25 protein-coding genes are annotated in these 25,257 nt (G+C 65.2%); 17 read left to right on the forward strand and 8 right to left on the reverse strand.

Annotation, left to right across the window (positions count from 1 at the left end):
• Window positions 1–7: 7 nt before the first annotated feature.
• Complete coding sequence (locus IPQ13_10085; GenBank protein ID MBL0211241.1) at window positions 8–1,066, forward strand: TlpA family protein disulfide reductase; 1,059 nt, start codon at window positions 8–10, stop codon at window positions 1,064–1,066.
• A gap of 33 nt (window positions 1,067–1,099) precedes the next feature.
• Window positions 1,100–1,633, forward strand: a complete 534-nt coding sequence (locus tag IPQ13_10090) for a TlpA family protein disulfide reductase (GenBank protein ID MBL0211242.1) — start codon at window positions 1,100–1,102, stop codon at window positions 1,631–1,633.
• Window positions 1,634–1,697: 64 nt separating this feature from the next.
• On the opposite strand, the gene dsbD is transcribed toward IPQ13_10090, so the two are convergent.
• A complete protein-coding gene (dsbD, locus tag IPQ13_10095) occupies window positions 1,698–3,428 on the reverse strand; it encodes a protein-disulfide reductase DsbD (protein MBL0211243.1) in 1,731 nt (576 codons plus the stop codon).
• A gap of 62 nt (window positions 3,429–3,490) precedes the next feature.
• On the opposite strand from dsbD, the gene IPQ13_10100 reads away from it, so the two are divergent.
• The 4 genes from IPQ13_10100 to IPQ13_10115 all read left to right on the forward strand — a co-directional run bounded on the left by IPQ13_10100 (window position 3,491) and on the right by IPQ13_10115 (window position 8,865).
• On the forward strand, window positions 3,491–4,156 hold the full coding sequence (locus IPQ13_10100; GenBank protein MBL0211244.1) for an HD domain-containing protein: 666 nt from the start codon (window positions 3,491–3,493) through the stop codon (window positions 4,154–4,156).
• A gap of 119 nt (window positions 4,157–4,275) precedes the next feature.
• The gene (locus IPQ13_10105; protein ID MBL0211245.1) at window positions 4,276–4,632 is read left to right on the forward strand and encodes a 6-carboxytetrahydropterin synthase; all 357 of its coding nucleotides are present in this window, start codon (window positions 4,276–4,278) and stop codon (window positions 4,630–4,632) included.
• Window positions 4,633–4,646: 14 nt separating this feature from the next.
• Window positions 4,647–6,080, forward strand: a complete 1,434-nt coding sequence (locus IPQ13_10110) for a polysaccharide deacetylase family protein (GenBank protein ID MBL0211246.1) — start codon at window positions 4,647–4,649, stop codon at window positions 6,078–6,080.
• Between the two features lie 166 nt (window positions 6,081–6,246).
• Window positions 6,247–8,865, forward strand: coding sequence for a DNA translocase FtsK 4TM domain-containing protein (locus tag IPQ13_10115; GenBank protein MBL0211247.1), 2,619 nt, complete (start codon window positions 6,247–6,249; stop codon window positions 8,863–8,865).
• Between the two features lie 178 nt (window positions 8,866–9,043).
• Here the strand turns inward: IPQ13_10115 and IPQ13_10120 are convergent, their stop codons facing one another.
• A complete protein-coding gene (locus IPQ13_10120; protein ID MBL0211248.1) occupies window positions 9,044–10,057 on the reverse strand; it encodes a hypothetical protein in 1,014 nt (337 codons plus the stop codon).
• A 43-nt stretch (window positions 10,058–10,100) separates the two neighbouring features.
• On the opposite strand from IPQ13_10120, the gene gmhA reads away from it, so the two are divergent.
• From gmhA to pip, 4 genes are all read left to right on the forward strand, one after another.
• A complete protein-coding gene (gmhA, locus tag IPQ13_10125; protein ID MBL0211249.1) occupies window positions 10,101–10,670 on the forward strand; it encodes a D-sedoheptulose 7-phosphate isomerase in 570 nt (189 codons plus the stop codon).
• A gap of 5 nt (window positions 10,671–10,675) precedes the next feature.
• Window positions 10,676–11,458: a DUF4124 domain-containing protein gene (locus IPQ13_10130; GenBank protein ID MBL0211250.1), complete on the forward strand. Its 783-nt coding sequence runs from the start codon at window positions 10,676–10,678 to the stop codon at window positions 11,456–11,458.
• A gap of 74 nt (window positions 11,459–11,532) precedes the next feature.
• A complete protein-coding gene (gene hemW / locus IPQ13_10135) occupies window positions 11,533–12,633 on the forward strand; it encodes a radical SAM family heme chaperone HemW (GenBank protein MBL0211251.1) in 1,101 nt (366 codons plus the stop codon).
• Window positions 12,634–12,642: 9 nt separating this feature from the next.
• Window positions 12,643–13,623, forward strand: a complete 981-nt coding sequence (gene pip / locus IPQ13_10140) for a prolyl aminopeptidase (protein ID MBL0211252.1) — start codon at window positions 12,643–12,645, stop codon at window positions 13,621–13,623.
• On the opposite strand, the gene IPQ13_10145 is transcribed toward pip, so the two are convergent.
• A complete protein-coding gene (locus IPQ13_10145; GenBank protein MBL0211253.1) occupies window positions 13,570–14,841 on the reverse strand; it encodes a cation:proton antiporter in 1,272 nt (423 codons plus the stop codon). The genes pip and IPQ13_10145 overlap by 54 nt on opposite strands.
• 68 nt (window positions 14,842–14,909) lie before the next feature.
• Here IPQ13_10145 and IPQ13_10150 point away from each other — a divergent pair, with 68 nt between their 5' ends.
• Window positions 14,910–15,491: a gamma carbonic anhydrase family protein gene (locus IPQ13_10150; protein MBL0211254.1), complete on the forward strand. Its 582-nt coding sequence runs from the start codon at window positions 14,910–14,912 to the stop codon at window positions 15,489–15,491.
• A gap of 16 nt (window positions 15,492–15,507) precedes the next feature.
• On the opposite strand, the gene IPQ13_10155 is transcribed toward IPQ13_10150, so the two are convergent.
• On the reverse strand, window positions 15,508–16,182 hold the full coding sequence (locus IPQ13_10155) for a hypothetical protein (GenBank protein ID MBL0211255.1): 675 nt from the start codon (window positions 16,180–16,182) through the stop codon (window positions 15,508–15,510).
• Window positions 16,183–16,385: 203 nt separating this feature from the next.
• Here IPQ13_10155 and IPQ13_10160 point away from each other — a divergent pair, with 203 nt between their 5' ends.
• The 6 genes from IPQ13_10160 (at window position 16,386) to IPQ13_10185 (ending at window position 20,985) form a co-directional block, all read left to right on the forward strand.
• The gene (locus IPQ13_10160) at window positions 16,386–17,462 is read left to right on the forward strand and encodes a hypothetical protein (GenBank protein ID MBL0211256.1); all 1,077 of its coding nucleotides are present in this window, start codon (window positions 16,386–16,388) and stop codon (window positions 17,460–17,462) included.
• A gap of 178 nt (window positions 17,463–17,640) precedes the next feature.
• Window positions 17,641–18,078, forward strand: a complete 438-nt coding sequence (rplM, locus tag IPQ13_10165; GenBank protein ID MBL0211257.1) for a 50S ribosomal protein L13 — start codon at window positions 17,641–17,643, stop codon at window positions 18,076–18,078.
• A 33-nt stretch (window positions 18,079–18,111) separates the two neighbouring features.
• Window positions 18,112–18,504 carry a 30S ribosomal protein S9 gene (gene rpsI, locus IPQ13_10170; protein MBL0211258.1) on the forward strand — a complete coding sequence of 131 codons (393 nt, stop codon included), beginning with the start codon at window positions 18,112–18,114 and terminating at the stop codon, window positions 18,502–18,504.
• A gap of 171 nt (window positions 18,505–18,675) precedes the next feature.
• Window positions 18,676–19,431 (forward strand): 30S ribosomal protein S2, encoded by a 756-nt coding sequence (rpsB, locus tag IPQ13_10175; protein ID MBL0211259.1) that lies wholly within the window; start codon window positions 18,676–18,678, stop codon window positions 19,429–19,431.
• A 52-nt stretch (window positions 19,432–19,483) separates the two neighbouring features.
• Complete coding sequence (gene tsf / locus IPQ13_10180) at window positions 19,484–20,143, forward strand: translation elongation factor Ts (protein MBL0211260.1); 660 nt, start codon at window positions 19,484–19,486, stop codon at window positions 20,141–20,143.
• Window positions 20,144–20,280: 137 nt separating this feature from the next.
• Window positions 20,281–20,985, forward strand: a complete 705-nt coding sequence (locus IPQ13_10185; GenBank protein ID MBL0211261.1) for a UMP kinase — start codon at window positions 20,281–20,283, stop codon at window positions 20,983–20,985.
• Window positions 20,986–21,121: 136 nt separating this feature from the next.
• Here the strand turns inward: IPQ13_10185 and IPQ13_10190 are convergent, their stop codons facing one another.
• Genes IPQ13_10190 through uppS form a run of 4 tightly spaced genes read right to left on the reverse strand, consistent with a single transcriptional unit; the run spans window position 21,122 to window position 25,122 of the window.
• The gene (locus tag IPQ13_10190) at window positions 21,122–22,243 is read right to left on the reverse strand and encodes a site-2 protease family protein (GenBank protein ID MBL0211262.1); all 1,122 of its coding nucleotides are present in this window, start codon (window positions 22,241–22,243) and stop codon (window positions 21,122–21,124) included.
• A 20-nt stretch (window positions 22,244–22,263) separates the two neighbouring features.
• Window positions 22,264–23,427, reverse strand: coding sequence for a 1-deoxy-D-xylulose-5-phosphate reductoisomerase (locus IPQ13_10195; protein MBL0211263.1), 1,164 nt, complete (start codon window positions 23,425–23,427; stop codon window positions 22,264–22,266).
• Window positions 23,427–24,395 carry a phosphatidate cytidylyltransferase gene (locus IPQ13_10200; protein MBL0211264.1) on the reverse strand — a complete coding sequence of 323 codons (969 nt, stop codon included), beginning with the start codon at window positions 24,393–24,395 and terminating at the stop codon, window positions 23,427–23,429. The genes IPQ13_10195 and IPQ13_10200 overlap by 1 nt, the downstream gene beginning before the upstream one ends.
• A gap of 55 nt (window positions 24,396–24,450) precedes the next feature.
• On the reverse strand, window positions 24,451–25,122 hold the full coding sequence (gene uppS / locus IPQ13_10205) for a di-trans,poly-cis-decaprenylcistransferase (GenBank protein ID MBL0211265.1): 672 nt from the start codon (window positions 25,120–25,122) through the stop codon (window positions 24,451–24,453).
• Window positions 25,123–25,257: the final 135 nt, after the last annotated feature.

Below are 25,257 nucleotides of genomic sequence, written 5' to 3' on the forward strand. Positions count from 1 at the left end.
GGTTCCCATGGTGTGTTTCGTCCAACCTCCTGCCCAGACGGCCCCGCCTGCGGCACCGGCCTCTCCGGCGGGATCCGCCCAGGCTGCCGAGGCGGTCCTGAACGAGGTCAGGACCCGGATGAAGGCGGTGCAGGAGGCCTTCACGCTCCATATTTCCTTCGGGAAACCCCGGGCGAGCTTCGACCCGCACCTCGGGCCGATGATGGACTCCTTCGAGACCCGCCTCCAGGCTGAAAAACGCCCCGAGGTGCGGCATGCGCTCCTGGTGGCGAAGCTCTACATGGCCCCCCGGGCCGGCGTCAAAGTCACGCCGGAGCTGAGGCAGGCGGTGGTGGCGGAGCTGCCGCCGACTTCCCCCGCCTGGTCCCTGGAACCCCGGCTGCTGCTTTCGGCGGTGGGAGCCATGACGGATGAGAAGGCCGCGGACGCCTACCTGGCCCAGGCCCGGGAGCATCATGCGGACCCGGGCGTGCGTGGCCCCTTGATCTATGCCCAGTTCGAGGAGGGGTTCTTCCGGAAGGACGAAGCCCAATGGAAATCGGCGCTCGAAAAGCTCGACAAAGCTTACGCCAAGGAACCCTATGCCAGGGAGGCCCACCGGACCGTGGACTTCGCGGCGAAAACCGCCATCGGCATCACTGCGCCGGCCTTCAGCATCAAGAGCCTTGAAGACCCGAAGACGATCTTCACGAATGGATCGTTCGCGGGCAAATACCTGCTCCTGGATTTCTGGGCCACCTGGTGCGGACCCTGCCGCGGCGAGATGCCGCAGCTTCATGCCGCCTTTGCGAAATACAAAGACAAGGGCCTGCGTGTGCTGAGCCTGAGCTTCGATCAGAAGCCCGAGGACATCGCGCCCTATCGCGCGGATCTGAGCCACGCCATGCCCTGGAACCATGCTTTCGTGGAAGAGGGATTCCGCAGCCCCCTGGCCGAAGCCTACGGTGTGCGCGGCATTCCCAAGCCCATCCTGGTGGGCCCCGACGGCAGGATCCTCGCCACCGAAAGCGATCTGCGCGGCGCCAATCTGGACAAGACATTGGAGAAGCACCTGGGCAAGCCCTGAACGGAGTTTGGACCATTGAGTTGGAGACATGCCATGAACCTGAGATCCCTGTTGATTCCTGCTCTCGCATCCTTGGCCTTGGGGGCTGGCGATGCCCGGGATTCGGGCTTGATTCCCAAGGCGGAACGGCGCGATGTATCCGAGTTCGGATTTAGCAATGGATCCAAGAACCGGCTGCTTTCGGAGTATCGCGGCAAGGTGGTGGTTGTGGATTTTTGGACCACTTGGTGCCCGCCCTGCCGCCGTTCCCTGCCGGAGTTGGCGAACCTCCAGCAGCAAGAGGCCAAGTTTCCCATCGCGATCATCCCCGTCAACATGGATGAGGATGGCTGGCCCGTGATGCAGGCGTTCCTGATGAAGAACAACCGCGCCCTGCCCGGATTCCGCGCCTTCCGCGCTGGTGTCGGAAAACATGGTCCAAATGTGCTTGGCCCCGTGGAGGCCTTTCCCACCACCTTCATCGTCGACGCAGATGGCAAGCTGGCTTGGTGGTGGAGCGGTTACGGCGACGGAATCGTGAGGGAACGGGCGAACCGGGTGCTCAGCGAACTACCCACGAAGCCGTGAACCGAGAGCGGGGGGCAGGCGAGACCTTCGTTCGCCTTCGGACCGCATCCCACGGACCACCGCCTCAGCGTTGTAGCCAGTCCAGCATCGCCGCGGCTTTCTGGAATCCCAGGCTGCGCTTCTTCTCCTGGCCGTTTTCATCCAGCAGGAGGACCGTCGGGTAGCTGCCGATCTTGAGGGCCACCGCCAGGTCCGGGCGCGCCTTGTCGGTGTCGATGCGGACGGGGATGGCATTCTCGGCGATCCATTTCCGCACGGCGGGGTCTGGCCAGGTCTTCTCATCCAGTTCGTGGCACTGCGCGCACCACTCCGCATAGATATCCACCAGCACGATCTTGTGCTCGGCCTTGGCCCTGGCCAGCGCCGCTTCCAGATCCTGCTGGATCCAGGCCGGCGCGTTGGATTCTGATTTCGCCGCGCCAAGGCTGGGAAGCAACTGGACCTGCGTGAAGGCCTCCATGGCGCGGATCCCCAGCAGCACGCCGAGCGCCAGGGAAAGGAATCCGAGGGCCTTGAACACGTTCTGGACCAGCCCGGCGACGGTTTCAAAGGCGCCCAGCACCGCCGCGCCGACCAGGGCCACGAGGCTCCACATGGCCAGGTTCGCCCACTCCGGAACGATGTAGCGCAGGCTCCACACGGCGAAGGCTAGCACCACGAGGCCCATGATCTGTTTCAAACGCGTGAGCCAGTCGCCGCTCTTGGGCAGCGCCGCGCTGAAGGTGCCCACCACCACGAAGAGCACGCCCATGCCAAGCGCGAAGACAAAAAGCTGGATTGCGCCTGAAACCACATCCCCCTTTTCGGCGATTTTAAGCAAAACGGCACCGATCACTGGTCCGACACAGGGCGCGGAGATCGGCCCCAGTACCAGTCCCATGACAAAGGCGCCCGCAAGGCCTTTGCGCTGTCCATCACCCTGAAGGCGGGCTTGCAATGTTGCTGGAAGACGAATTTCAAAAGCCCCGAAAAGCGATATGGCCAGCACTACGAAGAGAACTGCCACAGGCACGAGGAAGGCGGGCTTTTGGGCGGCTGCGCCAAAGGCCGCGCCTGTGCTCGCAGCGATGACACCAAGCGTGGTGTAGGTGACAGCCATCCCGAGCACCAGCATCAGACTGAGCATGAGGCCTTTGAGTTTGCCCCCGCCTTTCGCGCCGATGATGACCATGGTGATGGGAATCATCGGAAAAACACAGGGCGTCAGACTCGCGGCCATGCCCGCCAAAAACACGGCGATCAGGGTCCAGAAAAGCCCCGGGTTCCCTCCAGAATCGGGCTTGGGGGCCGCAGGTGGTGGCGCCGGAACCGCCGGGCTCGTTTCCGCATTGGCCGGGGTTGGACCGGGTTTTGCGATGGGCTCCGAAACAGCCTTCAACGCCGGGATATCCGATGCCTTCACCTTCAATGTCTGGGTCGTGGGCGGGAAGCAGACGCCGCCCTCGCCTTCGGTGCAAGGCTGGTACCGGACCAGCAGCTCCACGGTGCCGCCGAGGCCTGAACCTTTAACGGGGATGGCCACGCTGCCGTGCCACACGCCGTCGCCGAGCTCGTCCTTGTCCACGGTGGGAGGCATCGGGCCCACGTCGAGGCTTCCCGGTGCGCCCGGCGCCAGCTTGATTCCCATGAAGGCCGCTTTGAGATGCGCGCCTTCGGGCACCGTGACCACAACCTTGCCGCTCCGGAGCCCCACCCCGATGTCCTTCACGGGATCGAAATTCTTCAGGCCCTGGGCAAAGGCTCCGACGGAGCACAGGGCGCAAGCCAGGACGAAGGGCCAGGATTTTAGTTTCATCTGCGCTCCTGGATTCTAGGATGCCCGAAGCGGGGCGATCGTCTCACCGCTATGCTTGCGAAATGGATCTTTCCAGCCTCCAGTCTGCCTATCCTTGGTTCAATCCGCTGCTGGCCCGCTTCCGGGCACATCTGGACGCGGAGGCATCCCCCCGCGACGCAGCCCACGATCTTTCCCACAGTCTTCGCGTGGCGCGCATGGCCCACCGTATTTGCGAGGCCGAAAGGGCCGACGGGGACGTGGCCGTGGCGGCCGCGCTGCTCCACGACCTGGTGTGGGTGCCCAAGAACCACGAGGAGTCCAGGCGCACCGCCGAAATGAGCGCCGAATTGGCTCCAGGGCTGTGTTCAGGCCTGGTTTTGATCGGGGATAAATCCGGCCGCATCGCGGAGTGCATCCTGACCCATAGTTTTTCGGGCGGGGGCGTGGCGGCGGATCTGGAGGCCCGCATCGTGCAGGACGCGGACCGCCTCGAAGCCATCGGCGCCATCGGCCTGGCGCGGGTCTTCGCCACCGGCGCGAGCTTCGGCGCGTCCCTCTGGCATCCCGGGGATCCCTGGGCCGAAAGGCGGGACCTGGATGACAAGGCCTTCAGCCTGGACCATTTCGAGCGGAAGCTCCTGAAACTTGCGGCAGGCATGAACACGCCCTCCGCGAAAGCCCTGGCCGCCAGCCGCCAGCAGATCCTCCTGGGCTTTCTCGCGGCGCTGCGCGAAGAACTGGGGTGAACGCGGCGCAGGATCGTCCCTGGCAACGGGGGGCCGTTTTCCTCCAGCCAAGGCCCTGGCTGCGCCTGGACTTGCAAGCATTGATGGGCAGGAATTGCACCACGACCTAGACTTGGAATGTGGACTCCTACCTATTCACGTTGCGCCGCCCTTTCGTGGCGGATCACTTCCACGATCTGCCGGGATTCGTGGAGGCGCGCCATGGCCACAATTGGGACATCGAAGCCACGGTCCTCATGGACGAGGGGGCCGGCCGCCAAGCCGAAGCAGCGTTTGAGGCTGCGTTGGACATTTGGGTCGCTGAAGTGGATTACACGCTCTTGAATGAGCAGCCCCGGCTCCAAGGCCTCAATCCCACGGCGGAATCGCTCGCGCGGTGGGCCTATCGGCATCTCCAGGAGAATGGCCTGGCGGTCGAAAGCGTCCGCATCCGCGAAAAGGCGAACTACTGGGCAGGCTGCCGGGGGGCCGCGTGAGGACCGGCGGAAGGGTGATTTTCCTGCTGATGGGTCTCCTGGCCTGCGGCAAGAAGGAACCTCCGCCCGCCGCGCCGCCGAAACCAGCCGCCGCCTTGAAACCGTGGACCTGCCAAGTCCTCAACGGCGTCCTGGTGGTGCAGGGGGAAGTGGATGGCCCCATGGACCTGGTGCTGGAGGGTCGCTCCATCCGCGAAACGCACCATGCGTCCTTCGGTCCCGTGCGCTGGGAGATGTTCCGGCCTCCGACGGGGGAAGTCGCGCACCTGCGGACGGCCGAAGGGCAGGTGTTGGCCCGCTGGCGTTTCGGGGCCGCGCCGCGCGTGGCCCCGGCCATGGAGCCGCGCCCTTCCCGGCCGCGGCCCCCGGAGCCTTCAAGGCCGCCCGAGGACGCATTGGACACGCTGCGTCACCAATTGGCGATGTCGGCAACGGCTGCGCCCGCCGAAGCGGCGGTGGTGGTGCCCGTATTGAAAGCCGAGTTGTCGCCCCCTACGAGGCGCCGCAGCCTGCCCGAACCGTCCAGGCCAGGACAGCCCATCGCCGTCGATGTCCGCGCCTGGCCCCAACCCCAACCGCTTCCCATTCCCTCTCCATGGCCCGCGCCACGGTCCGCGCCCGCCGCGGCCCTTCCGGGCGCGCCGCTCTGGGCCGGGGCGGGAGAAGGCTTCAACCTCGTCCGTGGACCCCGGGCGATCCAATCCGGTCAGCGGCGCATGGTGTTGAGTTTCGATGGTGGTTCCTCGGATGAAAGCGCCGAGGAGATCCTGGACACGCTGAAAGCGCGGAACGTGCGCACCACGATTTTCCTCACGGGGGTCTTCATCCAGAAATTCCCGGACCTGGTCCGGCGCATGGAGCAGGAAGGCCATGACCTGGGCAACCACACCATGAACCACCCCCATTTCGCGCCGGGCATGAGGCGCGACGCGAAGTGGACCAAGGAGAAATTCCTGGACGAACTGCTTTCCGCCGACCGCGCGCTCTACCAGGTGCTCGGACGTCCCATGGATCCGTATTGGCGCGCGCCCTACGGCGAACAGACCCGGGAACTGCGCGAATGGGCCGAGGAAATCGGATTCCGCCACGTGGGCTGGAGCGAAGGCGCCGACACGCTGGATTGGGCCACCTCCACCGAAAAGAGCATCTACCGCAGCGGAGATGCAGTGCTGGCACGGCTCCACGCCAGGCTTTCCAAGCGCGATTCCGATGGCCTGATCGTGCTCATGCACCTGGGCAGCGGACGGGCGGAAACGGACCGGCCCTCGAAGAAGCTCGGGGCCTTCATGGACCGAGCTAGGGCGGAAGGCTGGCAGTTCGTGAAGGTGGGCGACTACCTGGAAGACCTGCGCAAACCCGCCTGGAACCCCGACTCGCGGTTGGCGGTGCTCGAACAAAAAAGCCCTCGGAGCGGAGGTTCCGGCGGCCGTGCGGCGATGCGGAGATAGGCTGTCGGCCGTAGGCTCTGGGCTGTAGGGAAAACGCGGCCCTTCGGGCCGTTTCCAAATCACCTACGGCCTACCGCCCACAGCCCACAGCCTTCGGCTCAGATACACTAAATTGCGTATCCATGGAGATGATTTGAAGGGGTTGGGTCCGATCCTGGCGAAAGCGGTGGCATCAGTGTTCGCGCTGATCCTGCTGTTGTCGCTCCTGAGCTACCACCCCACGGACCCGATGCCATTCTCCTCGGGCAATCTGGGGCAGCCCGTGCACAACCTCTGCGGCACCTTCGGCGCCATCCTGGCGGGCATCATGATGACCTTGGTGGGCTCAGGCTCCTGGCTGGTGCCCGTCTACATCCTATGGGAGTGCTGGGTGCCGCCGGCCGATGGCGAAGATGCCCGGTGGCTGGCCCGCCTCGCGCCACGCCTCGCCTGGTTGTCCCTGGCCTTCGTGCTGTGGACCGCCCTCGGCGCGCTGGGTGTCCGGAAGTTTTCCCTCGGCGATGGCATGAGCCCCATGGACCTGCGATGGGGCGGCTGGCTCGGGTCGGTCCTGTTCCCGCCTTTGTACCGGCTCCTAGGTTGGGGCCTGCCCATCGTGTTGACGGTGCTGTTCCTGCTTTCGGCGCTCGTCCTTGCGCCCGCCCTCACCCGCGCCGGCGCCTCGCTGCTGGCCAGGTGGATGGGCGAAAAGGCCTGGCCTCTGCTGAAGCCGCTGCCCATGCGCGGCGCCAAGGGGGTCCACACGGGCGTGCGCGGATTCATCGGGATGGTGAAACGGCCCTTCCTGAAAAACGAAGGAGTGGAGAATCTGCCGGATTTCGATGTGCAGGATGCCCGGCAGCTGGCCTTCATCGCCGAGCAGCAGCGGCTGCTGGAAGAGCAATCCGCGGCGCTTTCGAGGGCCGAATGGGAATCCGCGGAATTCCGCCGGATGCATCCCGAGATCCCGCAGGAGCTCTCCTACCCCGTCATCCATTCCGTGAACCTGGAAGGGATGGATTTGTCGCCTTCGGACATTCTGATGACCCAATCGAATGAGCCGGTCGAGCGCCTGCCGCACCCGGTCAAACCCGCGCTGCTTCGGAACCTGCCGCCTCCCCCCACCCCGCGGAAACCGCTGGTGCAGGCCCGGACCATGACCGACAAATACGGCCGGGTCTCCGAGCAGCAGCCCCTGCCGCTGATGGAGCCCACGCCAGCCAAACCCCTGAATGGGCCCAACGGCGCGCTGCCGACCATCCACTCCATGACGGCCTCCGGGAAAGTGAAACCGGCTCTTAATTCCATCGCGGACCGCGTGGAGCTTCCGCCCCGCCGGCTCTTCGACCCCCCCGCCCTGCATCACCGGCTGGACCCGAAGGACCTGGAAGCCACGCGCGATCTCATCGGCCAGAAGCTCGCCGAATTCAAGGTGAAGGGGCTGATGGTGGGGATGCAGCCGGGTCCGGTGGTCACGGTCTACGAATTCCAGCCGGATCCTGGCGTGCCCCTGGCGAAAGTGCTGGGCATGGAGGACGACCTGGCGCTGGCGCTGAAGGCCGAAGCCGTGCGCATCGACCGCATCCCGGGCAAGAACCTCGTGGGCATCGAGGTCCCCAACACGCACCGGGAGACCATCACCTTCCGCGAGGTGCTGGATTCGCCCGCCTTCCGCGACCCCCGCAGCAAGGATGGCACGTCGCTCCTGCTGCTCGCCATGGGCAAGGACATCGCGGGCGCTCCGATCGTCGCCGATCTCACGCGCATGCCGCACCTGCTCATCGGCGGCAGCACCGGCAGCGGCAAGAGCGTCGGCGTCAACGCCATGATCTGCTCCATCCTGATGCGGGCGCTGCCCGCGGAGGTGAAACTCATCCTGGTGGACCCGAAGATGGTGGAGCTGGGCGTCTACGAGGACATCCCGCACCTCTGGGCGCCGGTGGTCACGGACATGAAGGAGGCGGGCCGGGTGCTGAAATGGGTCGTGGCGCAGATGGAGGACCGCTACCGGCGGCTGGCGCTCCTGAGCGTGCGCAACCTCGAGCAGTTCAATGCGAAGATCAACAGCGCGGGCGGCATCGTGGAGCTGGGCGACCGCACGCCGAACCCGCGCTGGCTGGACCGCCCGGCGGTGCTGGAGCCGCTGCCCTTCGTCGTCGTGGTCATCGACGAGCTGGCGGACCTGATGATGGTGGCGCGCAGCGAGGTGGAGGACAGCATCGCCCGCATCGCCCAGAAAGCCCGCGCCGTGGGCATCCATCTGATTTTGGCCACGCAGCGCCCGAGCGTGGACATCGTCACCGGCGTCATCAAGGCCAATCTGCCCTCGCGCCTGAGCTACCGCGTGAACACGAAGATCGATTCCCGCACCATCCTGGACAGCAGCGGCGGCGAACAGCTCCTCGGCAAGGGGGACGCGCTGTTCCTGGCCCCCGGGAGCGCGCGGCCCCACCGGATCCATGCGCCCTTCCTCACCGAGGAGGAAACCCTGGGCCTGGTGACCTGGCTCAAGGAGCGGGGCCGGCCGGCCTACAACCAGGCGCTCATCAGCGCCATGGAAACGGACGAGGAGCAGGTCGCCGAAGAGGGCGGCGAAGCGACCTTGAACGGCGACAGCGATATCTACCTGCGCGCCGTGGCCGTGGTGAAGCGAGAGCGCAAGGCCAGCACGAGCCTGCTCCAGCGGAAGCTCAACATCGGCTACGGCCGCGCCGCACGGCTCATCGACCGCATGGAAGATGAGGGCATCGTCGGTCCCGACCGCGGCGCCGGCAAGCCCCGCGAAGTGCTCGTGGGCGATGAATGATCCCGGGCCAGGAGCTATGGGCTGTCAGCCATGAGCCATGGGCTATCAGCTACTCTGGAGGCGCCTTCGGCGCTCCTTTAGTAAGGTCGCGGCCTGCGGCCGCATCCCCACGAAGCTCGTGGCTCATGGCTCATGGCCCATAGCTCATAGCTCATGGCTCATAGCTCATAGCTCCCAACTATTCCGTGGGCGCGGTGCTCGTGGCTTCGCCTTCGGGTTTCACGCGGCGCGGCGTACGCCAGGTGCTGCGTTCGTCCAGGGGCGCCTGGCCCTTGTAATGGCAGCCCATGCAGGTTTCCAGATTGGGATTCTTGCCGCGCCAGTAGGCCGAGGCCTCGCCACCGGTCTCGCCGCGCTTGGCCTCGGGGACCCGCGGCCAGTAATAGGCCAGGCTCGGTTTCCCGTCGGCCAGGGTCTCCAGCATGTAGAGCGGGCCGCTCTCGAAACTAGGCCGCCCCCAACGATCTTCCAGGCTGGTCATGACGGCGAAGGCGCCGGGCGGAAGCGGCTTGCCTGCGCGGTAGGCGTCGGAACCCGAAGGGGTCACCCAGACGCGGATCCAGCGATTGCCGTGGGTGGTGGAGCGGACAGGCTCCGGATGCATGGGTTCCAGGCTGCCGTAATCGAGCGCGCGCAGCGGCGCGTCCATTTCAGGATCCGTTGGTTCGGCCGCTGCAGCCACCGCCCCTTGCACAGGCGCCGTGCCGAGGGCCGGATGGGTCATCTGCCCGCCAAAGTACCCGGCGGTCAGCGAAGCGCCGCACCAAAGCAGGCCGAAGAAGAGCGCCAGCAATCCGAGCCCCTGGTGTTCCTGGCGTTTGCGGTAGGAGGCCATCAGGGTGAGCAGGCCCAGCACCACCGAGACGGATGCCGCCATCTGATGCTTCCAGATGGTGACCTGGAGCCATTGCTCGGCCGTGGGCTTGAGCAGATGCGGCGCCAGGAGCTTGCCCTGCGGAATGAGGCCCTGGTGACGGGCCCAAAGCCACCCGCTGAGCATGGCGCAGAGGAGCCCCAGCAGTCCGGTCCAGGCCAGATACCGGCAGGTGATCCACCAGGGCTTGATGCCCCGCCCCGGCCGCTGCGCGGCGATCAACGCCAAGGGGAGCAGCAGCGCGGCGCCCACGGGAACGTGGACCAGCATGGGGTGTTTCAGGGCGAGGAATTCGAGCATCAAGGGAGAGTTTGCCATCGGATGGTCCAAACGGCATCTGAAAGCTGCCACAATCCTGCCCATGCGTTCCCGTCTCATGCAGCAAGTCCAGGATTCCACGGCCCTGCGGCAGGGCTTTTTCGATGCGGAGCTGGACCATGTCCTGGCCCAGGCCGACGATATGGCCGAGCGGCTGCGGCGGGGCTGCAAGCTGCTGATCTGCGGCAACGGCGGCAGTGCGGCGGACGCCCAGCACCTGGCGGCGGAGCTTTCGGGGCGGTATTTGAAGGAACGGCGGGCCCTGGCCGGCCTCGCCCTCACCACGGACACCTCGGCGCTCACGGCCATCGGCAACGACTACGGGTTCGATTCCGTGTTTTCGCGCCAGGTGGAGGCGCTCGCCCGGCCCGGGGATTTGCTCATCGGCATCTCCACCTCGGGCAACAGCGCCAATGTCATCAAGGCCGTGGAATCCGCCAAACAGTTGGGAGTCCGCACCCTGGGCCTGCTGGGCCGGGATGGCGGCGCCCTGAAAAGCCTCGTCGACGATGCCTTGGTGGTGCCCTCCACCATCACCGCGCGCATCCAGGAAGTCCATCAGATGGTGTACCACTTCTGGTGTGAGATTCTGGACGAGCGCTTCGGGCGGTGACACGGATGATCAGGCGGCGGTTCTCCATCTTCATGCTTCTGGTTTCAGTCCTGGGATTCCCCGGTTCGGACCTCCACGCCCAGAAACCTGCGCCGGCCCAGTCCCAGATCTACCGCTGGAAGGACGCCAAAGGAAAGCTCTACATCACCACCACGCCGCCCCCGCCGGGGGCCAAGGCGCTGGATATCCCGCCCGAACAGAACACCAAGGCCCCGGAGCTTCCCAAGCCCTTGCCCAGACCGGGTCCGGTGCAACTCGCCGCGCCGCCGAACCAGCCGCTCTCGGAATCCCAGCGGGGATTCTGGGAGCTGCTCGCCCAGAGCCTCGGCGATGCGCGGGCGAAGGGCGACCGCATGGAACTGGAGGAAGCCGCGGACCGGATCTTCAATGACAGTTTCTGGGGCAACGGCCTTTGGGTGCTGCCTGTGCTCCCCTTGGCCTCGTTGCTGCTGCTGGTGCTGCTCGGCTGGCTCCTGGCTTCCAATTTGAAGGGAGCGGCGAAGGGCCTGGTGATGCTCCTTTTCGTGGTGCTGGGGTTCGGCGCCGCGCAGGTGACGCTGGCGCGCTTCGTATACAGGGCCCAGGTCCAGCGCCTGACCGGCAATCTGATGCTGCTGGAACTTAATCTCGGCGGCGGGAAGTCCCTCTCTCCGGAACACAAGGAGGCCCTGGATGCCCGGCTCCGGGACCTGAGCGACGGCACCCGTGCCACCGCCTTCCCCTGGAGGTACATCCAGGACGCGGTGGCCATGAGGCAGGCGCTGCGGCAGATGGTGGTGGATCCCTGATCGGGGCACTGGCTCCGCACCTCCCCAGGCTTCGCCAGGCTGCCCACGCGGAGCCGCTGGGGCTGTACCTGCATGTGCCCTTCTGCCGGGACCGGTGCACCTATTGTTCCTTCGCCACCACGCGGGATGAATCCCTCCAGCCGGCCACCGTGGCGCGGCTCGTGGCGCAGGTCCGGAGCTGGGGCAGCGCCCTGGAACGCCCGAAGCTGGACACGCTTTATCTCGGAGGCGGAACCCCCTCGTTGCTGGGCCTGGATGAATTGACCGCGCTCACGAAGGCCATCCGGGAAGCCTTTGATCTCTCGCCCCTGGCTGAGGCCACGCTGGAAGCCAATCCGGGAACCGTGGATCTCGCCTGGCTGCAGGGGGCTAAGGCGCTTGGATGGGACCGCATCAGCCTGGGCGTGCAGACGCTGGACGATGGATTGTTGAAACGGCTGGGCCGGATCCACGACAGCAGCGGCGCCCTGGAAGCGCTGGAACTGGCGCGGCAGGCGGGCTTCGAGCGGCGGAGCGGAGATCTGATGGTGGGCATTCCTGGCCAGGATCTTTCCCGCGTGCTGGAGGACGCCCGCCGCATGGCAGCCACCGGCCTGGAACACATGAGCATCTATCTTCTGGACCTGGACAAGAACTGTCCCCTGAAGGCGGATGTGGACGCGGGGCGCCTGGCGTTGCCCTCGGAAGACGAGGTGGCCACCGTTTTCGAGGCCCTGCAGGTCGAATTGCCCCGGCTGGGGCTCGAGCCCTACGAGATCAGCAACTACGCGAAGCCGGGGGCTGAATCCAGACACAATTCGCGCTACTGGGAACGGCGGCCATACGTGGGCATCGGTCCCAGCGCGGCGTCCCACCTGGGCGAAATCCGATGGACCGAAGCAGGCAATATCCCCGCCTGGGCGGAGGGCCGGGCCGGTGTCGACATCCAGGCACTGGACGAGGCGGAAGCGCTGGCCGAGATTCCCATGCTGGGCCTCCGGCTGCACCGCGGCGTGGACTGGAGCGCCCTCCGCGCCATCGCGGGAATGAAGAACCTGTTGCCCCTGGTCGATGCATGGGAAGCCCAGTTGGCGCCCTTCGAACGGGGCGGCCTGGTCCTCCGCGAAGGTGCGATGGCGAGGCTTTCGGAACGGGGCATGCTGCTCAGCAATGGAATCCTTTCCACATTCGTATAAGGAGTTTTCATGTCCCTTCGCAAAGACCCTCTCACTTGGCTCTATCCACCCATCGAGCCCTACAGGACGGGCCGGCTGAAGGTCTCGGATCTGCATGAGCTTTATTTCGAGGAAAGCGGGAACCCGGACGGCAAGCCCGTGATCTTTCTTCATGGCGGGCCCGGTGGCGGAACAAGCCCCAAGAACCGCTGCTACTTCGATCCCCGCCGGTACCGCATCATCCTCATGGACCAGCGCGGCTGCGGGCAGAGCGCACCCTATGCGGAGATCCGGGAGAATACCACCTGGGATCTGGTGGAGGACATCGAGGCCCTGCGCAAGCATTTAGCCATCGCCCGGTGGCAGGTTTTTGGCGGTTCCTGGGGCTCGACCCTGGCGCTCGCCTATGCGCAAAAATATCCAGGAGCGGTGTCGGAGATGGTGCTCCGCGGCATCTTCATGGTCCGGGACTATGAAATCGACTGGTTCTATCGGGGGGGCGGCGTTTCCAAAGTATTCCCCGAACTTTGGGAGGACTACCTCGCGGCCATCCCCGAGGCCGAACGCGGGGACCTGGTGGCGGCCTACGCCAAGCGGCTCTTCAGCGAGGATCCGGAGATCAACCTCCCCGCCGCCAAGGCCTGGAGCCTCTGGGAGGGCGCCACCAGCAAACTGCTTCCGGATGCGGCCTTCGCGGCGAGCTATGGACAGGACGACAGCACCCTGGCCTTCGCGCGCATCGAGTGCCACTACTTCGTGAACAAGGGATTCCTGGAACGCGAAGACCAGCTCTTGGCGGATGTCCCCAAAATCCGCCACATCCCTTGCGTCATCGTCCAGGGCCGCTACGACATGGTGTGCCCAATGCAGAACGCCTGGGATCTGCATCGCGCCTGGCCCGAATCCGAATTGATCATCGTTCCCGACGCGGGCCACAGCGCCATGGAAGCGGGCAATTCAAAGGCTCTGGTCGCCGCCACCGACCGCTTCGCGGGGTTTCATTCCTCGTAGCGCCCGTGCTAACCCGATGGGGCCGGCCAGCGTGGTGAGCAGGATGGCGCCTACGATGGCGGCCTGGACCGGAGCGCTCAAAAGGGGTGAACCGTTGAGCATCAGTTGCGTCCCCGCGGCCACGAAGATGAGGCCCACTTCGCCCCGCGGCACCATGCCCCAGCCGATGACGGAATGGCGAAGGCCTTTTCCGGCGCCATAGCCCGCGACCCACTTCCCCAGCGCACCGAGCGCTGCAAGGGCGAATGCGAAGAGCAGCGTCTTCGGCTGGAACAGCGCCCCGACATCCACCTTCGCGCCCATGAGCACGAAGAAAAGCGGGGCCAACACCGAAACGAGCGGATGCACCAGGTCCTCCAGGCTGTGGAGTTCGCGTTCTTCGAGGACCCTCACATGCGCGGGTTCCAGAATGAGCCCGGCCGCATAGGCGCCCACGATGCTTGCGAGGCCCGCGAGATTGCCCAGGTAGGCCAGCAGGAACGCGAAGCCGAGGCTGATGGGCAATAGCATCTGTTCGCTGCGGAAACGGTTGGCCAGGCGGAAGAGATGGGGCGTGGCGAAGCGCCCGAGGGTCAGCGCCACCGCAAGAAATCCCAGGGCCAAGGCCAACGTGCGCGCCAGTCCTCCCCATGGAAGGCCGCCGCCATCCGAGGCGGCCACCAGGCCCGACACCAGCACCAGCACGAGCAGGCCCAGGATGTCGTCCATGACCGCCGCGCCCACGATGATGCGGCCTTCTGCGGTTTTCGCAGCGCCCATCGAGCGGAGCACCTGGGCGCTGATGCCGATGCTGGTGGCGCAGAGGCAGGCGCCGATGAAAAGAGCCACCGCGAATGGCGTTCCCGCCGGGAGCAGCAGCACGGCGCCGCCGAGGCCCAGGGCCATGGGCGCTGCCACGCCGATGAGCGCCACCCTCAAGGACGCGACGCCGCTCCTCAACATCTGCGGCACCGTGCTTTCAAGCCCCACCGCGAACATCAGCACCACGATGCCCAGGTTGGCCAGCAAGTCCGCGGCTGCATTCGCGGTGACATCGGGGAACGCTGCGAATTGCCGGTGCAGGCCCGCCAACCCGAGGCCCACCGCCAGTTCCCCCGCCACCGCCGGGATCTTCATGCGGTTCGCCGCCTCGCCGCCCACCTTCGCCGCCAGCCACAGCAGCGCCAGCAGCCCGAGGGTGGAGGAAAGAGGATCAGCCATCAGCAGCGCGAAGGTCATGGGGCAATGATAGGAGACGGGTGTCTGAATCCGATCAATGCTGGGAAGATTTCTGGAAGAGGCACCTCATGATCCGTCCCTTCCAAGGCATGGCACCGAAACTCGGGCAGCGCATTTTCGTGGCGGAGAACGCGCTGGTGCTGGGCGACGTGGAGATTGGCGACGACAGCTCCATCTGGTTCAACTGCGTGGTGCGGGGGGATGTGAACTACGTGCGGATCGGCGCGCGCGCCAACATCCAGGACATGTGCTGCATCCATGTCACGAACCACCGGTGGCCGACGATCATCGGCGACGAGGCGAGCGTCGCCCACAATGTGATGCTCCACGGCTGCACCCTTGAAAAGGGCGTGCTGGTGGGCATGAGCACCACGATCATGGACGGCGCAGTGATCGGCGAAGGCTGCCTGGTGGCGGCCGGTTCGCTGGTGCGGGAGGGCTTCCAGGCGCCGCCCCATACCCTCGTCGCAGGCTGGCCGGCGGTCGTGAAAAAGGATCTCAGCCCGGAGCAACGCCAGCTTGTGGCGGGAATCTGGCCTCGCTACCTCCGTTACAAGGAAGCCTACTTCAAGGACGGCTGGCCCGTGGCCCAAGCGCCTGAAACCGCCAATCCGCAGCCAGGTTTCCAGGATGGGCACCCGTACCCCTGAAACGTCCCGGGCCCGGTTACTGCGGGGGCGCCCCGGCGGGTAGCTGCTCCGGAGTGGAGGCGCCCAGTTCGACCTCCTCTTCCCGGAGGGAGGTGGCATGGGGCGGGCCGAACTGGGCCCGCAGGATCACCGAGAACCGTGTCGTCCCATACTCTCCGGCTGCTTCGCGGCCTTCGAGGGCGATGGTGCCGGGACGGGGAGCGGGGCCGATGATGAGCACGGCATCTCCAGGATTCTGGGTGTTCTTCAGGGCCTTGAGGGAAGCGTCCGCCATCAGGAGTTGGATGGCTTCCGTTCCCGTGAGGGGACGGGCGCCGGACGTGCGCGACTCCAGGGCGATGGCCTCGGCCCTGGCCTGGACCTGGGCCCACTGGAACAGGAGGGCGTTGTCCCGGGCCCGGACCCGCTGGGAGAGCAGGGCGGGAATGGCGATGGCGCTGACGATGCCCACGAAGGGCAGCATCACCACCGGCAGGCAGAGGCCCACGATGCCCAGGACGAGGCCCACATTGGTCGGCATGTCGTAGGTCTCGGGGTAGCTGCGGGCCAGCCGCTTGGCCTTGCTGGTCTTCACGATGGCGACGATGCCGAGGATGATCGCGATGGGAATGCCCACGCAGGTGAGGGCCAGCACGATGGCCAGGATGCCGCAGATGCGCCCGGCCTTGGCGCCGGGGGCCGGTCCCCTCATGGGCGGCTCGTCCGGATTCAGATAAGGGTTGAAGGAGGGTGCGCTGGCCAAGGGATCTCCCGGAATGCAATGCTTCCACCCTAAGCCGTTTCAGCTAAAAACCTGATCATTTCCTTGGGAGGCCGCAGGAGGGACCTGCCTTAACGACCCCCCTTCCCGGATTCTCCGGTTTGGCTAGACTTGAGGAACCTTTTTCGGAACCCATGCAGCCTCGCCTGATCATCCGCGTCCACGCCGATCTCCGGTTGGGCCTTGGGCATGTGGCCCGGGCATTGGCCGTCGAGGAGGCCTGGCGGGCCCTGGGCGGGACCGTGACCATTGCCGCTTCCGGCGATGACCTGGCCCGCCGGGTGGGCTCCGGGCGGCATCCCTTCACCGGAGCCGAACTGCCCTGCGAGGCCTTGGATCTTGGCACCGCCTCCACTGCGCCGCTGCCGAAGGAGCTCCTGGCCAGCGCCAAGGTGGCCCTGCTGGACCTTTGGGACCTGGACCATGCCCAGATCGAAGCGTTCAGGCCCCTGAAGGTCGCGGTGATGGAGGACGACGGGGACGCGCACGAAAGCGCCGACCTGCTCTTCCAGCCCTTCCTGGAAGGCGTGGACTTCCCTGATCATCCGATGAAGCTCTTGAATGGGCGCAAAGTCAGGCCCTTCGAGGGCCAGCATGGGAATTGCCGGGTGCTCCGCGGCACCCGCTTCGCCGTGGTGGGCGGCACAGCCCTGGCGCTGAGGCCTAAGCGGCAACCCCTGCAGCCCCTGGCGGTGCACCGGCTGCTGGTGACCTTCGGCGGCAGCGATGGCGCCGGGCTGGCCCAGCGGGCTTTCAAAGTGCTGGAGCGGCTGGTGCAGGAGGACCGGTGGCGCGGGACGTGCACGATCCTGGCGCCCGTCGCGATCCCGGACCAACCCTTTGCGGGGTGTTCGATCCACAAGAGCCTGCCGAACCTGACCCAATCGCTGCCGGACTATGACGCCCTCTGGTGCAGCGCAGGCGTTACCTTGACCGAAGCCCTGTGCTTGGGGCTCCCGGTGGCCGCCTGGGGCCAGAACGAGCGGCAGCACCGCATCCTGGCGGACCTGGCCCAGGCCTCGGCCTGCTTCGACCTGGGCGTGGGGCCCGAGGCCGGCCTGGATATCACCACCAAGGCGCTCGAGCAGTGGTTGGGTCCCGAAGGCCAGGACAGCCGCAACGAGCAGAGCCGCGATGGCCGGTCCCTGGTGGATGGCCTGGGAGCCTCACGCATCGCCCAGGAATTATGGGTCTTGAGCGGTGGGCTTTAATCGCGGGCCATGGATGCCCGCGGCCTCCAGCCAGCCGACTGCCGCCCGGAGTGAAATCTCTCCTTGACCCTTGTTGTTACAAGCGATAATCTCATTTTCCTGCCTTCCCGCCGATCGGACGATTAGTGGGTTTGCCTGGATGCGTTGTCGTTGAAGGATTGTTGATTCGGAGCAGCAAATGAGCACCTATTTCCCTAAGGGCCAAGAAATCAAGCGCAAGTGGTTCCTGGTGGACGCCACCGGGCTGACCGTGGGCCGTCTTTCCTCGGCCGTGGCCGAAGTGCTTTCGGGCAAGAACAAACCCACCTGGACCCCCTTCCTGGACACCGGCGACCATGTGGTGGTGATCAATGCCGCCAAGGCCGTGCTGACGGGCAAGAAGACCACGCAGAAGATTTATCGCCGCGTCATGACCACCCGCCCGGGCGCCATGAAGGAGACCCGCGCCGACGTCATGCAGAAGACCTTCCCCAGCCGCATCATCGAGTCCGCCGTGAAGGGCATGCTGCCCAAGGGCCCCCTGGGCCGGGCCATGTACCGCAAGCTCAAAGTCTACGAAGGCCCCGACCACCAGCAGGCGGCCCAATCCCCGGAACCCATGCAGATCAAACTCTAAGCTCCAGACCCCAGAAAATTCGTCGAGGGAAACATGGCAATCAACCAGTACTACGGAACAGGCCGACGCAAAACCGCCGCTTCGCGCGTGTTCCTCCGCCCCGGCACCGGCAAGATCAGCGTCAACGGCCGCACGCTTGAGGATTTCTTCCCCAACGCCGTGCTCCGCATGATGGTGCACCAGGCGCTGGTGCTGAGCGACATGGACGGCAAGTGGGACATGCACATCACCGTGAGCGGCGGCGGTTCCGCCGGCCAGGCCTCGGCCATCCGCCTGGGCGTTTCCCGCGCGCTGCTGGTCTACAACGAGCAGTTGAAGGGCCTTCTCCGCGCCGCAGGCCTCCTGACCCGCGATCCCCGCATGAAGGAACGCAAGAAGCCCGGCCAGAAGGCCGCCCGCAGGCGCTTCCAGTACAGCAAGCGCTAATACCCTCAAAGGTCTTTTCCAACCGACGGGGAGACAGGATCTCCCCGTTCGCGTGTCACGGGTTCCGGATTTCCGGAACCGATTCGGGTCCCCTCCCAGGAGGCCGGACCTTCATCCCCAACCGCGCCCCCTCCCCAAACGACGGGCCGCGCAACGATTGAGGAGGCCATCATGGCTGCCATCCAAATGAAAGAACTGCTCGAAGCCGGCGTGCACTTCGGCCACCAGACCAAGCGCTGGAACCCGAAGATGAAGCCCTACATCTTCGGCGCCCGCAACAGCATCTACATCATCGACCTGCAGAAGACCCTGCGCCTGTGGAACACGGCCGCCAACTTCCTGACGAAGTCCGCCGCCGAGGGCAAGAGCTTCCTCTTCGTGGCCACCAAGCCCCAGGCCCAGGAGCTCATCGCGGAGCAGGCCGCCCGCTGCGGCGCCTTTTATGTGAACAACCGCTGGCTGGGCGGCATGCTCACCAACTTCTCCACCATCAAGAAATCCTTGGAAAAGCTTCGTGAGATGGAAGCCATCCTGGCGGATCCCATCCGCAGCGCGGCCATGAGCAAGAAAGAGCAGCTCACCCTCACCCGCCACAAGGACAAGCTCGTGAGCGCCTTCTCCGGCATCCGCGACATGCGCAGCCTGCCCGACGTGGTCTTCGTCATTGATCCGAACCGCGAGGACATCGCGGTCACGGAAGCCAACAAGATCGGCCTCAAGATCGTGGCCCTGGTGGACACCAACTGCGATCCCGACAAGATCGACTATGTGATCCCCGCCAACGACGACGCCATCCGCTCCATCCACCTGTTCAGCGAGCGCGTTGCCGACTCCATCCTCGAAGGCCGCCAGTCCTTCCAGGACAAGGGCGACAGCACCGCCATGAAGGAAATGATGGCGGAAAAGATGGAGCAGGAGGCCCAGTAGGGCGCCTGCGGATCCGCACCACCAGCACCTACAGGTAAATCCAGGAGATAGCATGGCGTATACAGCCCAGGACGTGAAAGCCCTTCGAGAGAAGACCGGCATCGGCATGATGGATTGCAAGAAGGCCTTGGAAGAGAGCAATGGCGACATGGAAGGCGCCATCGAGTACCTCCGCAAGAAGGGCCTCGCGGCTTCCGCCAAGAAGGCCGACCGCATCGCCAGCGAAGGCATCGTGGAGTCCTACATCCACCCCGGCGGCCGCGTCGGCGTCATCGTCGAAGTGAACTCCGAGACCGACTTCGTGGCCCGCAATGAAGCTTTCCAGCGCATGGTCAAGGAAATCGCCATGCACATCGCCGCCGCCGATCCGGCTCCGCGCTTCGTGACCAAGGAAGAAGTGACCCAGGACTTCCTGGAAACCGAAAAGCGCATCGCCACCGAGATGGCGCTGGCCACCGGCAAGCCCGCCAACATCGTGGAAAAGATCGTCGAAGGCAAGATGAACTCGATCTTCAAGGAAGTCTGCCTGCTGGAACAGCCCTTCATCATGAACGGCGACCTCACGGTGCAGCAGTACCTGTCCCAGAAGACCGCCGAAATCGGCGAGAAGCTCAGCATCCGCCGGTTCACCAAGTACGTCCTCGGCGAGGGCCTGCAGAAACGCCAGGACGACTTCGCCGCCGAAGTGGCCGCCCAGGTGGCCGCGAAGTAGTTCCGCCGCTCCAGCCAATCAAAAGGGCGGCCTTCGTGCCGCCCTTTTTTCAGCCAGTCAGTTGTAGGCTGATGAAAGTATTTTCGACCACGGTTCATCGCTCATTTCCACCGCCCGCCGCCCGCCCGGAGCTCCCCATGAAATACAAGCGCATCCTGCTCAAGCTGTCCGGCGAGGCCCTGATGGGCGAATTGAAGGGCGGCATCGACCCCGATGTGGTCCAGATGATCGCCGAGCAGGTGAAGGCCATCCGCGAATTGAATGTGGATGTGGGCCTGGTCATCGGCGGCGGCAACATCTTCCGCGGCGTGGCCGGCGCCACCAAGGGCATGGACCGCGTCACCGCCGACCACATGGGCATGCTCGCCACCATGATCAACGCCCTGGCATTGCAAGACGCCCTGGAACACAACCATGTCCAGACCCGGGTCCTCAGCGGCATGGAGATGCCGCGCATCTCGGAGAACTACATCCGCCGCCGCGCGGTCCGCCATCTCGAAAAGGGCCGCGTGGTGATCTTCGGCAGCGGCACGGGCAACCCGTATTTCAGCACCGACACCGCCGCGGCGCTCCGGGCCAACGAGATCAACGCCGAAGTGGTGATGAAGGCCACGAATGTGGATGGCGTCTACAACAGCGATCCCAAAAAGGATCCCAATGCCGTCAAGTTCGACCACGTCAGCCACCAGGAATGCCTGGAGAAGGGCCTCCAGGTCATGGACGCCGCCGCCATCGCCCTCTGCATGGACAACAAACTGCCCATCCTGGTCTTCAACATGATGAAGCCCGGCAACCTCATTTCCGCCGTCATGGGCGAGGTGGTCGGAACGCTGGTGAGCTGAGGGCGATGAGCTGTCGGCTATCAGCCATCAGCCATGGGCTTTTTGTGGAGGCGGCCGAAGGCCGCGACTTTACTGATGGCGAGCCGGAGGCGCTTCCAAATTTGCTGATGGCTGATGGCTCATAGCAGATAGCCCTTCAGTGCTTCAACCGCCAGATATCCAAGGCGAAAACAAGCACCATCAGCGAGGCCAGCAGTAGGAAGCCGCCGGTGAGGATGCGCTCTTTCACCGAGATGCTCAGATCCTTGCCCCGGATGCGCTCGAAGCCCAGCATGGCGACGTGGCCGCCGTCTAGGAAGGGGATGGGCAGGGCGTTCAACACGGCGAGGTTGATGGAGAGCAGCGCGCAGAGGGACAGGAAGTTCCGCCAGCCGGATTTGGCTGCCTGGCTGCCGATCCGGGCGATGGCGATGGGGCCGCCCAGCTCCTTGATGTTGGCCCGGAAGGTCAGCAGCCTCACATAGTCGCCGGTGATGCGCCAGGTGGCGATGGCAGTCCCTTTGGAGGCAAGCAGGAAGGCAGGACCGGCGTCCCTCACGGAGAGGGGGCGCCAGGCAATGGGTGTCCGGTCGACTTCAGGCAGGAAACCGACTTTCCCTCTCCCGCCTTCGTTGGCTGGAACCAGGTCCAGGGTTTGGGCAGCGCCGCCCCGTAGGATCTGGAAGGGCGTGTGGACCTCCGGGCGGGCCTGGATATAGGGAATGATGTCCCGTTCCCAGTCAGCATCCTTCAGGGGTTTCTCGCCGATGGCCAGGATTTCGTCGCCGACCTTCAATCCACCGCTCTCTGCCCGGGATTGAGGCACGACTTGGATCACGGTCCAGCGCGACTGGAACTGGGCCACGCGCGCCTGGTCCAGGTTCAGGGCGAAGAGCAGGACCACCGCCGTGGCCAGGTTGAAGATGATGCCGCCGGAATAGAAGAGCATCCGCTTCCAGGTGGGCTGCGACAGGAATCCGTTGGGATCGTCGGCGTTGGGGTCCTCGTCGTTGTAGCCCATCAGCTTCACGTACCCGCCCAGGGGCAGCGCCGAGAGGCGCACATCCGTCTCGCGCCACTTGAAGCCGACCAGCCTGGGGCCGAAGCCCAAGGAAAAAACTTCCACCGGAAGCTTCATCCATTTGGCCACGAGAAAATGCCCCAGCTCATGCAGGAAGATGAGTCCCCCGAGCATGATCACGGGGCCCCAAAAGCCGACGCCTGGCCAAGCAAGGCTGAAAACGATTATCGAAGGTGCGAGGTAGAGCAGACGCTTCATCAAGGATCCAGGAATCTGGATCACTTCAGCGCGATCCAGGACCTAGCATTGTCTCGCGCATTTCGATCCGCGGCCAGCACTGCCTCAAGACTGCCAGCAGCCTCCGAAGGAATCCGCGCCATGACCTCGGCATTGCAGGCCTGGATATCCCAAAAACCGATGCGGCCTTCCAGGAAGGCGGCGACGGCCACTTCGTTGGCGGCATTGAGAACCGTCGGCGCGGTGCCCCCGGCGCGGAGGGCTGCGTAGGCCAGGCCCAGGCAGGGGAATCGCTCCAGATCCGGCGCCTCGAAGGTCCACGACCGGGATTCCGCCCAGTCATAGCAGGGCACCGGGCCCGGCACATTGTCCGGGAAGAGCAGGGTGTACTGGATGGGCAGCTTCATGTCGTTGGCGGAAACCTGCAACTGGTAGGTGCCATCCCGGAAACCGACCATGGCGTGCACCTGGCTTTGGGGGTGGACGGTCACCGCGATCTGGTCCGCCGAAAGGCCGAACAGCACCGAGGCCTCGATGACTTCCAGGCCCTTGTTCATGAGCGTCGCCGAATCGATGGTGATTTTAGGGCCCATTTTCCAGGTGGGGTGGTTCAGGGCTTCATCCCGCGTGGCGGCCTGGATCCTGGCCATGGTCCATTCCCGGAACGGCCCGCCGCTGGCCGTGATGCGGACTTCCCGGATGCTTCCGGGGGCGCGGGCCTCCAGCAGCTGGTGCAGCGCGGCATGTTCGGAATCGACGGGCAGCAATTCGCCGCCCCCCGCTTCCATGGCGGCGCGCATCAGCGTTCCGCCCACCACCAGGGATTCCTTGTTGGCCACGCAGACCCGGTGGCCGGCCCGCAGCGCGGCCTCGGTGCTCTGCAAGCCCGCAGCCCCCACCACCGCCGCCACGACGGTATCCACGTCCGGGTGCAGCGCGCAGGCGAGAAGGCCTTCGGGGCCGGAATGGATCTCCGGTGAATACCCGAGGGCCGTCCGGAGCCAGGCCGCGTCCCTGGGATTGCCCACGGACACGCACGCAGGCTTGAACCGCTCGCACTGCATGCGCAGCAGTTCGCGATTGCGCCCGGCGGCGAGCGCGACGATGGACAGGCGCTCCCGGTGGGCCGCCACGACCTCGAGGGTGGAGGTTCCGATGGAACCGGTGGATCCCAGAATGGCAATGCGCCGGGTGGCCCCCGCCATCACCCGAGCCCATGCACGTAGTGCACGTAGGCGAACAGCGCGGGGGCGGCGAAGACCAGGCTGTCCACGCGGTCCAGCATCCCGCCGTGGCCGGGAATGCCCATGCCGATGTTGCTGTCCTTCACCCCGGCGCTGCGCTTCCAGGTGCTTTCCACCAGGTCCCCTAGCTGGCCCATGGTGCCGAGCAGCAGGCCCAGCGCCACCACGTCCACCGGGGACCAGTCGGGGCAGACCGTCGCCTTCATGAGCCAGGCGCCTAACACGTTGCCGAGATAGTTGCCTGCCAGGCCCTCCCAGGATTTCTTGGGGCTCACCTTGGGCGCCAATTTATGGCGGCCGAAGAGGCTGCCGATGAAATATGCCCCGGTGTCCCCGAGCCAGGTGATGACGTAGAGGGCCAGCACCATCCGCCCTCCGGTGTTGGTGACCGTGCTGGATCCCAGCATGAAAAGCCGCTGCTGGAAACCCAGGCCTAGGCCCAGGTACAGCGCGCCCATCCAGGTGATGGCCTGGCTCGGCAGGGCCTGCTCCATTTTCTGGTCGAAGAAAAGGGCGCCGAAGTGGATGAACCCGATGCCGAACGCCATCACGAGCCACAGGGGCAGCAGGTCAGGATCCAAGGGCCGATCGCCGATGGGCGCCCGGGCCGCCAGGAAGAAATGCATCAGCAGCAGCCAGGCCACCGCGGTGCCGGCGTAGAGGGAAGGATTGAATCCCATCTTCCGGCCCATGAGGGTCAGTTCGCGCACTCCCGCGAAGATCGAGACGCCCATCAGGCAGAAATACGCCAGGTTGCCCCAGGTGGTGCCGCCGCCCCAGTAAAGCAGGCTCAGGAAGAACACCGCGAAAACAAGGGCAGTGGAGATCCGCAGGACCATATTCCTGCGGTCGAAGGCGGGCCTCGCCGGGGCCGGAATCGCGGCCGGCGCCGTCATGGGGGCGGTGTGGGGGGCTTTGTATTTCGTCATGGGGTTCCCGCGATTTGATCCACCGGATGCTGGCACTGCCATTCTGACGGTACGTTCATTCTTCCGCGATGGCCAGCCCGCCGAACCGCCGTTCCCTCTGCTGGTAGGCATCGAGGGCTTCCCGAAGCTGCGCGGAACCGAAGTCCGGCCATAGGGTTTCAGTAACGTAGAACTCCGCGTAGGCGGATTGCCAGAGCAGGAAATTGGATAGTCGCAGTTCTCCGGAGGTCCGGATGAGCAGGTCCACGTCCGGCGCGCCGCCGGTCCACAGCCGGGCCTGCAGGGTCTCTTCGGTGATTGCCTCGGCCCTCAGCCCGTCCTCGACGCAACGCCGGGCCGCCTGCACCAGTTCCAGCCGGGATCCGTAGTTGAGCGCCAGATGGAAGACCAGACCCGGGTGCGCGGCGGTGGCCGCCTCCAGCCCGCGAAGATCCTCCTGGATGCCCGCGGGCATGCCCTCGATGGCGCCGATATGGTGGAACCGGATGCCCTTTTCGATGAAACGGCGGCGGAACATCCGCAGGTACATGCGCAGCAGGGCCATGAGGCTGGCCACCTCCGGACCCGGCCGTTTCCAATTCTCCGTGGAGAACGCGAACAGGCTCAAATGCCCGATCCCTTCGGCCACGGCGGCCTCCAGGATATCCTCCACGGCCTTGACGCCGGCCTTGTGTCCCTTGATGCGCGGCCACCCCCGTTGCGCCGCCCAGCGCCCGTTCCCGTCCATTATGATGGCGACGTGATGGGGAATGCTCAAATCGTGGCTCCAGCATGGGAATCATTACGTTTCTGGGTTTCATTTCCGCGGAATCATCCTAGCATGTGGCTCACGGCCGCCCGGATTCCACCGGTCCCTGTTAGT

The organism is Holophagaceae bacterium (assembly GCA_016720465.1).
Lineage (GTDB): Bacteria > Acidobacteriota > Holophagae > Holophagales > Holophagaceae > JANXPB01.

Coding starts and splice junctions, on each gene's coding strand:
- IPQ13_10085 (MBL0211241.1), top strand. CDS start 8: ATGGTGTGTTTCGTCCAACCTCCTGCCCAGACGGCCCCGCCTGCGGCA.
- IPQ13_10090 (MBL0211242.1), top strand. CDS start 1,100: ATGAACCTGAGATCCCTGTTGATTCCTGCTCTCGCATCCTTGGCCTTG.
- dsbD (MBL0211243.1), bottom strand. CDS start 3,428: ATGAAACTAAAATCCTGGCCCTTCGTCCTGGCTTGCGCCCTGTGCTCC.
- IPQ13_10100 (MBL0211244.1), top strand. CDS start 3,491: ATGGATCTTTCCAGCCTCCAGTCTGCCTATCCTTGGTTCAATCCGCTG.
- IPQ13_10120 (MBL0211248.1), bottom strand. CDS start 10,057: ATGGCAAACTCTCCCTTGATGCTCGAATTCCTCGCCCTGAAACACCCC.
- gmhA (MBL0211249.1), top strand. CDS start 10,101: ATGCGTTCCCGTCTCATGCAGCAAGTCCAGGATTCCACGGCCCTGCGG.
- IPQ13_10130 (MBL0211250.1), top strand. CDS start 10,676: ATGATCAGGCGGCGGTTCTCCATCTTCATGCTTCTGGTTTCAGTCCTG.
- pip (MBL0211252.1), top strand. CDS start 12,643: ATGTCCCTTCGCAAAGACCCTCTCACTTGGCTCTATCCACCCATCGAG.
- IPQ13_10145 (MBL0211253.1), bottom strand. CDS start 14,841: ATGACCTTCGCGCTGCTGATGGCTGATCCTCTTTCCTCCACCCTCGGG.
- IPQ13_10150 (MBL0211254.1), top strand. CDS start 14,910: ATGATCCGTCCCTTCCAAGGCATGGCACCGAAACTCGGGCAGCGCATT.
- IPQ13_10155 (MBL0211255.1), bottom strand. CDS start 16,182: ATGAGGGGACCGGCCCCCGGCGCCAAGGCCGGGCGCATCTGCGGCATC.
- IPQ13_10160 (MBL0211256.1), top strand. CDS start 16,386: ATGCAGCCTCGCCTGATCATCCGCGTCCACGCCGATCTCCGGTTGGGC.
- rplM (MBL0211257.1), top strand. CDS start 17,641: ATGAGCACCTATTTCCCTAAGGGCCAAGAAATCAAGCGCAAGTGGTTC.
- rpsI (MBL0211258.1), top strand. CDS start 18,112: ATGGCAATCAACCAGTACTACGGAACAGGCCGACGCAAAACCGCCGCT.
- rpsB (MBL0211259.1), top strand. CDS start 18,676: ATGGCTGCCATCCAAATGAAAGAACTGCTCGAAGCCGGCGTGCACTTC.
- tsf (MBL0211260.1), top strand. CDS start 19,484: ATGGCGTATACAGCCCAGGACGTGAAAGCCCTTCGAGAGAAGACCGGC.
- IPQ13_10185 (MBL0211261.1), top strand. CDS start 20,281: ATGAAATACAAGCGCATCCTGCTCAAGCTGTCCGGCGAGGCCCTGATG.
- IPQ13_10190 (MBL0211262.1), bottom strand. CDS start 22,243: ATGAAGCGTCTGCTCTACCTCGCACCTTCGATAATCGTTTTCAGCCTT.
- IPQ13_10195 (MBL0211263.1), bottom strand. CDS start 23,427: ATGGCGGGGGCCACCCGGCGCATTGCCATTCTGGGATCCACCGGTTCC.
- IPQ13_10200 (MBL0211264.1), bottom strand. CDS start 24,395: ATGACGAAATACAAAGCCCCCCACACCGCCCCCATGACGGCGCCGGCC.
- uppS (MBL0211265.1), bottom strand. CDS start 25,122: ATGGACGGGAACGGGCGCTGGGCGGCGCAACGGGGGTGGCCGCGCATC.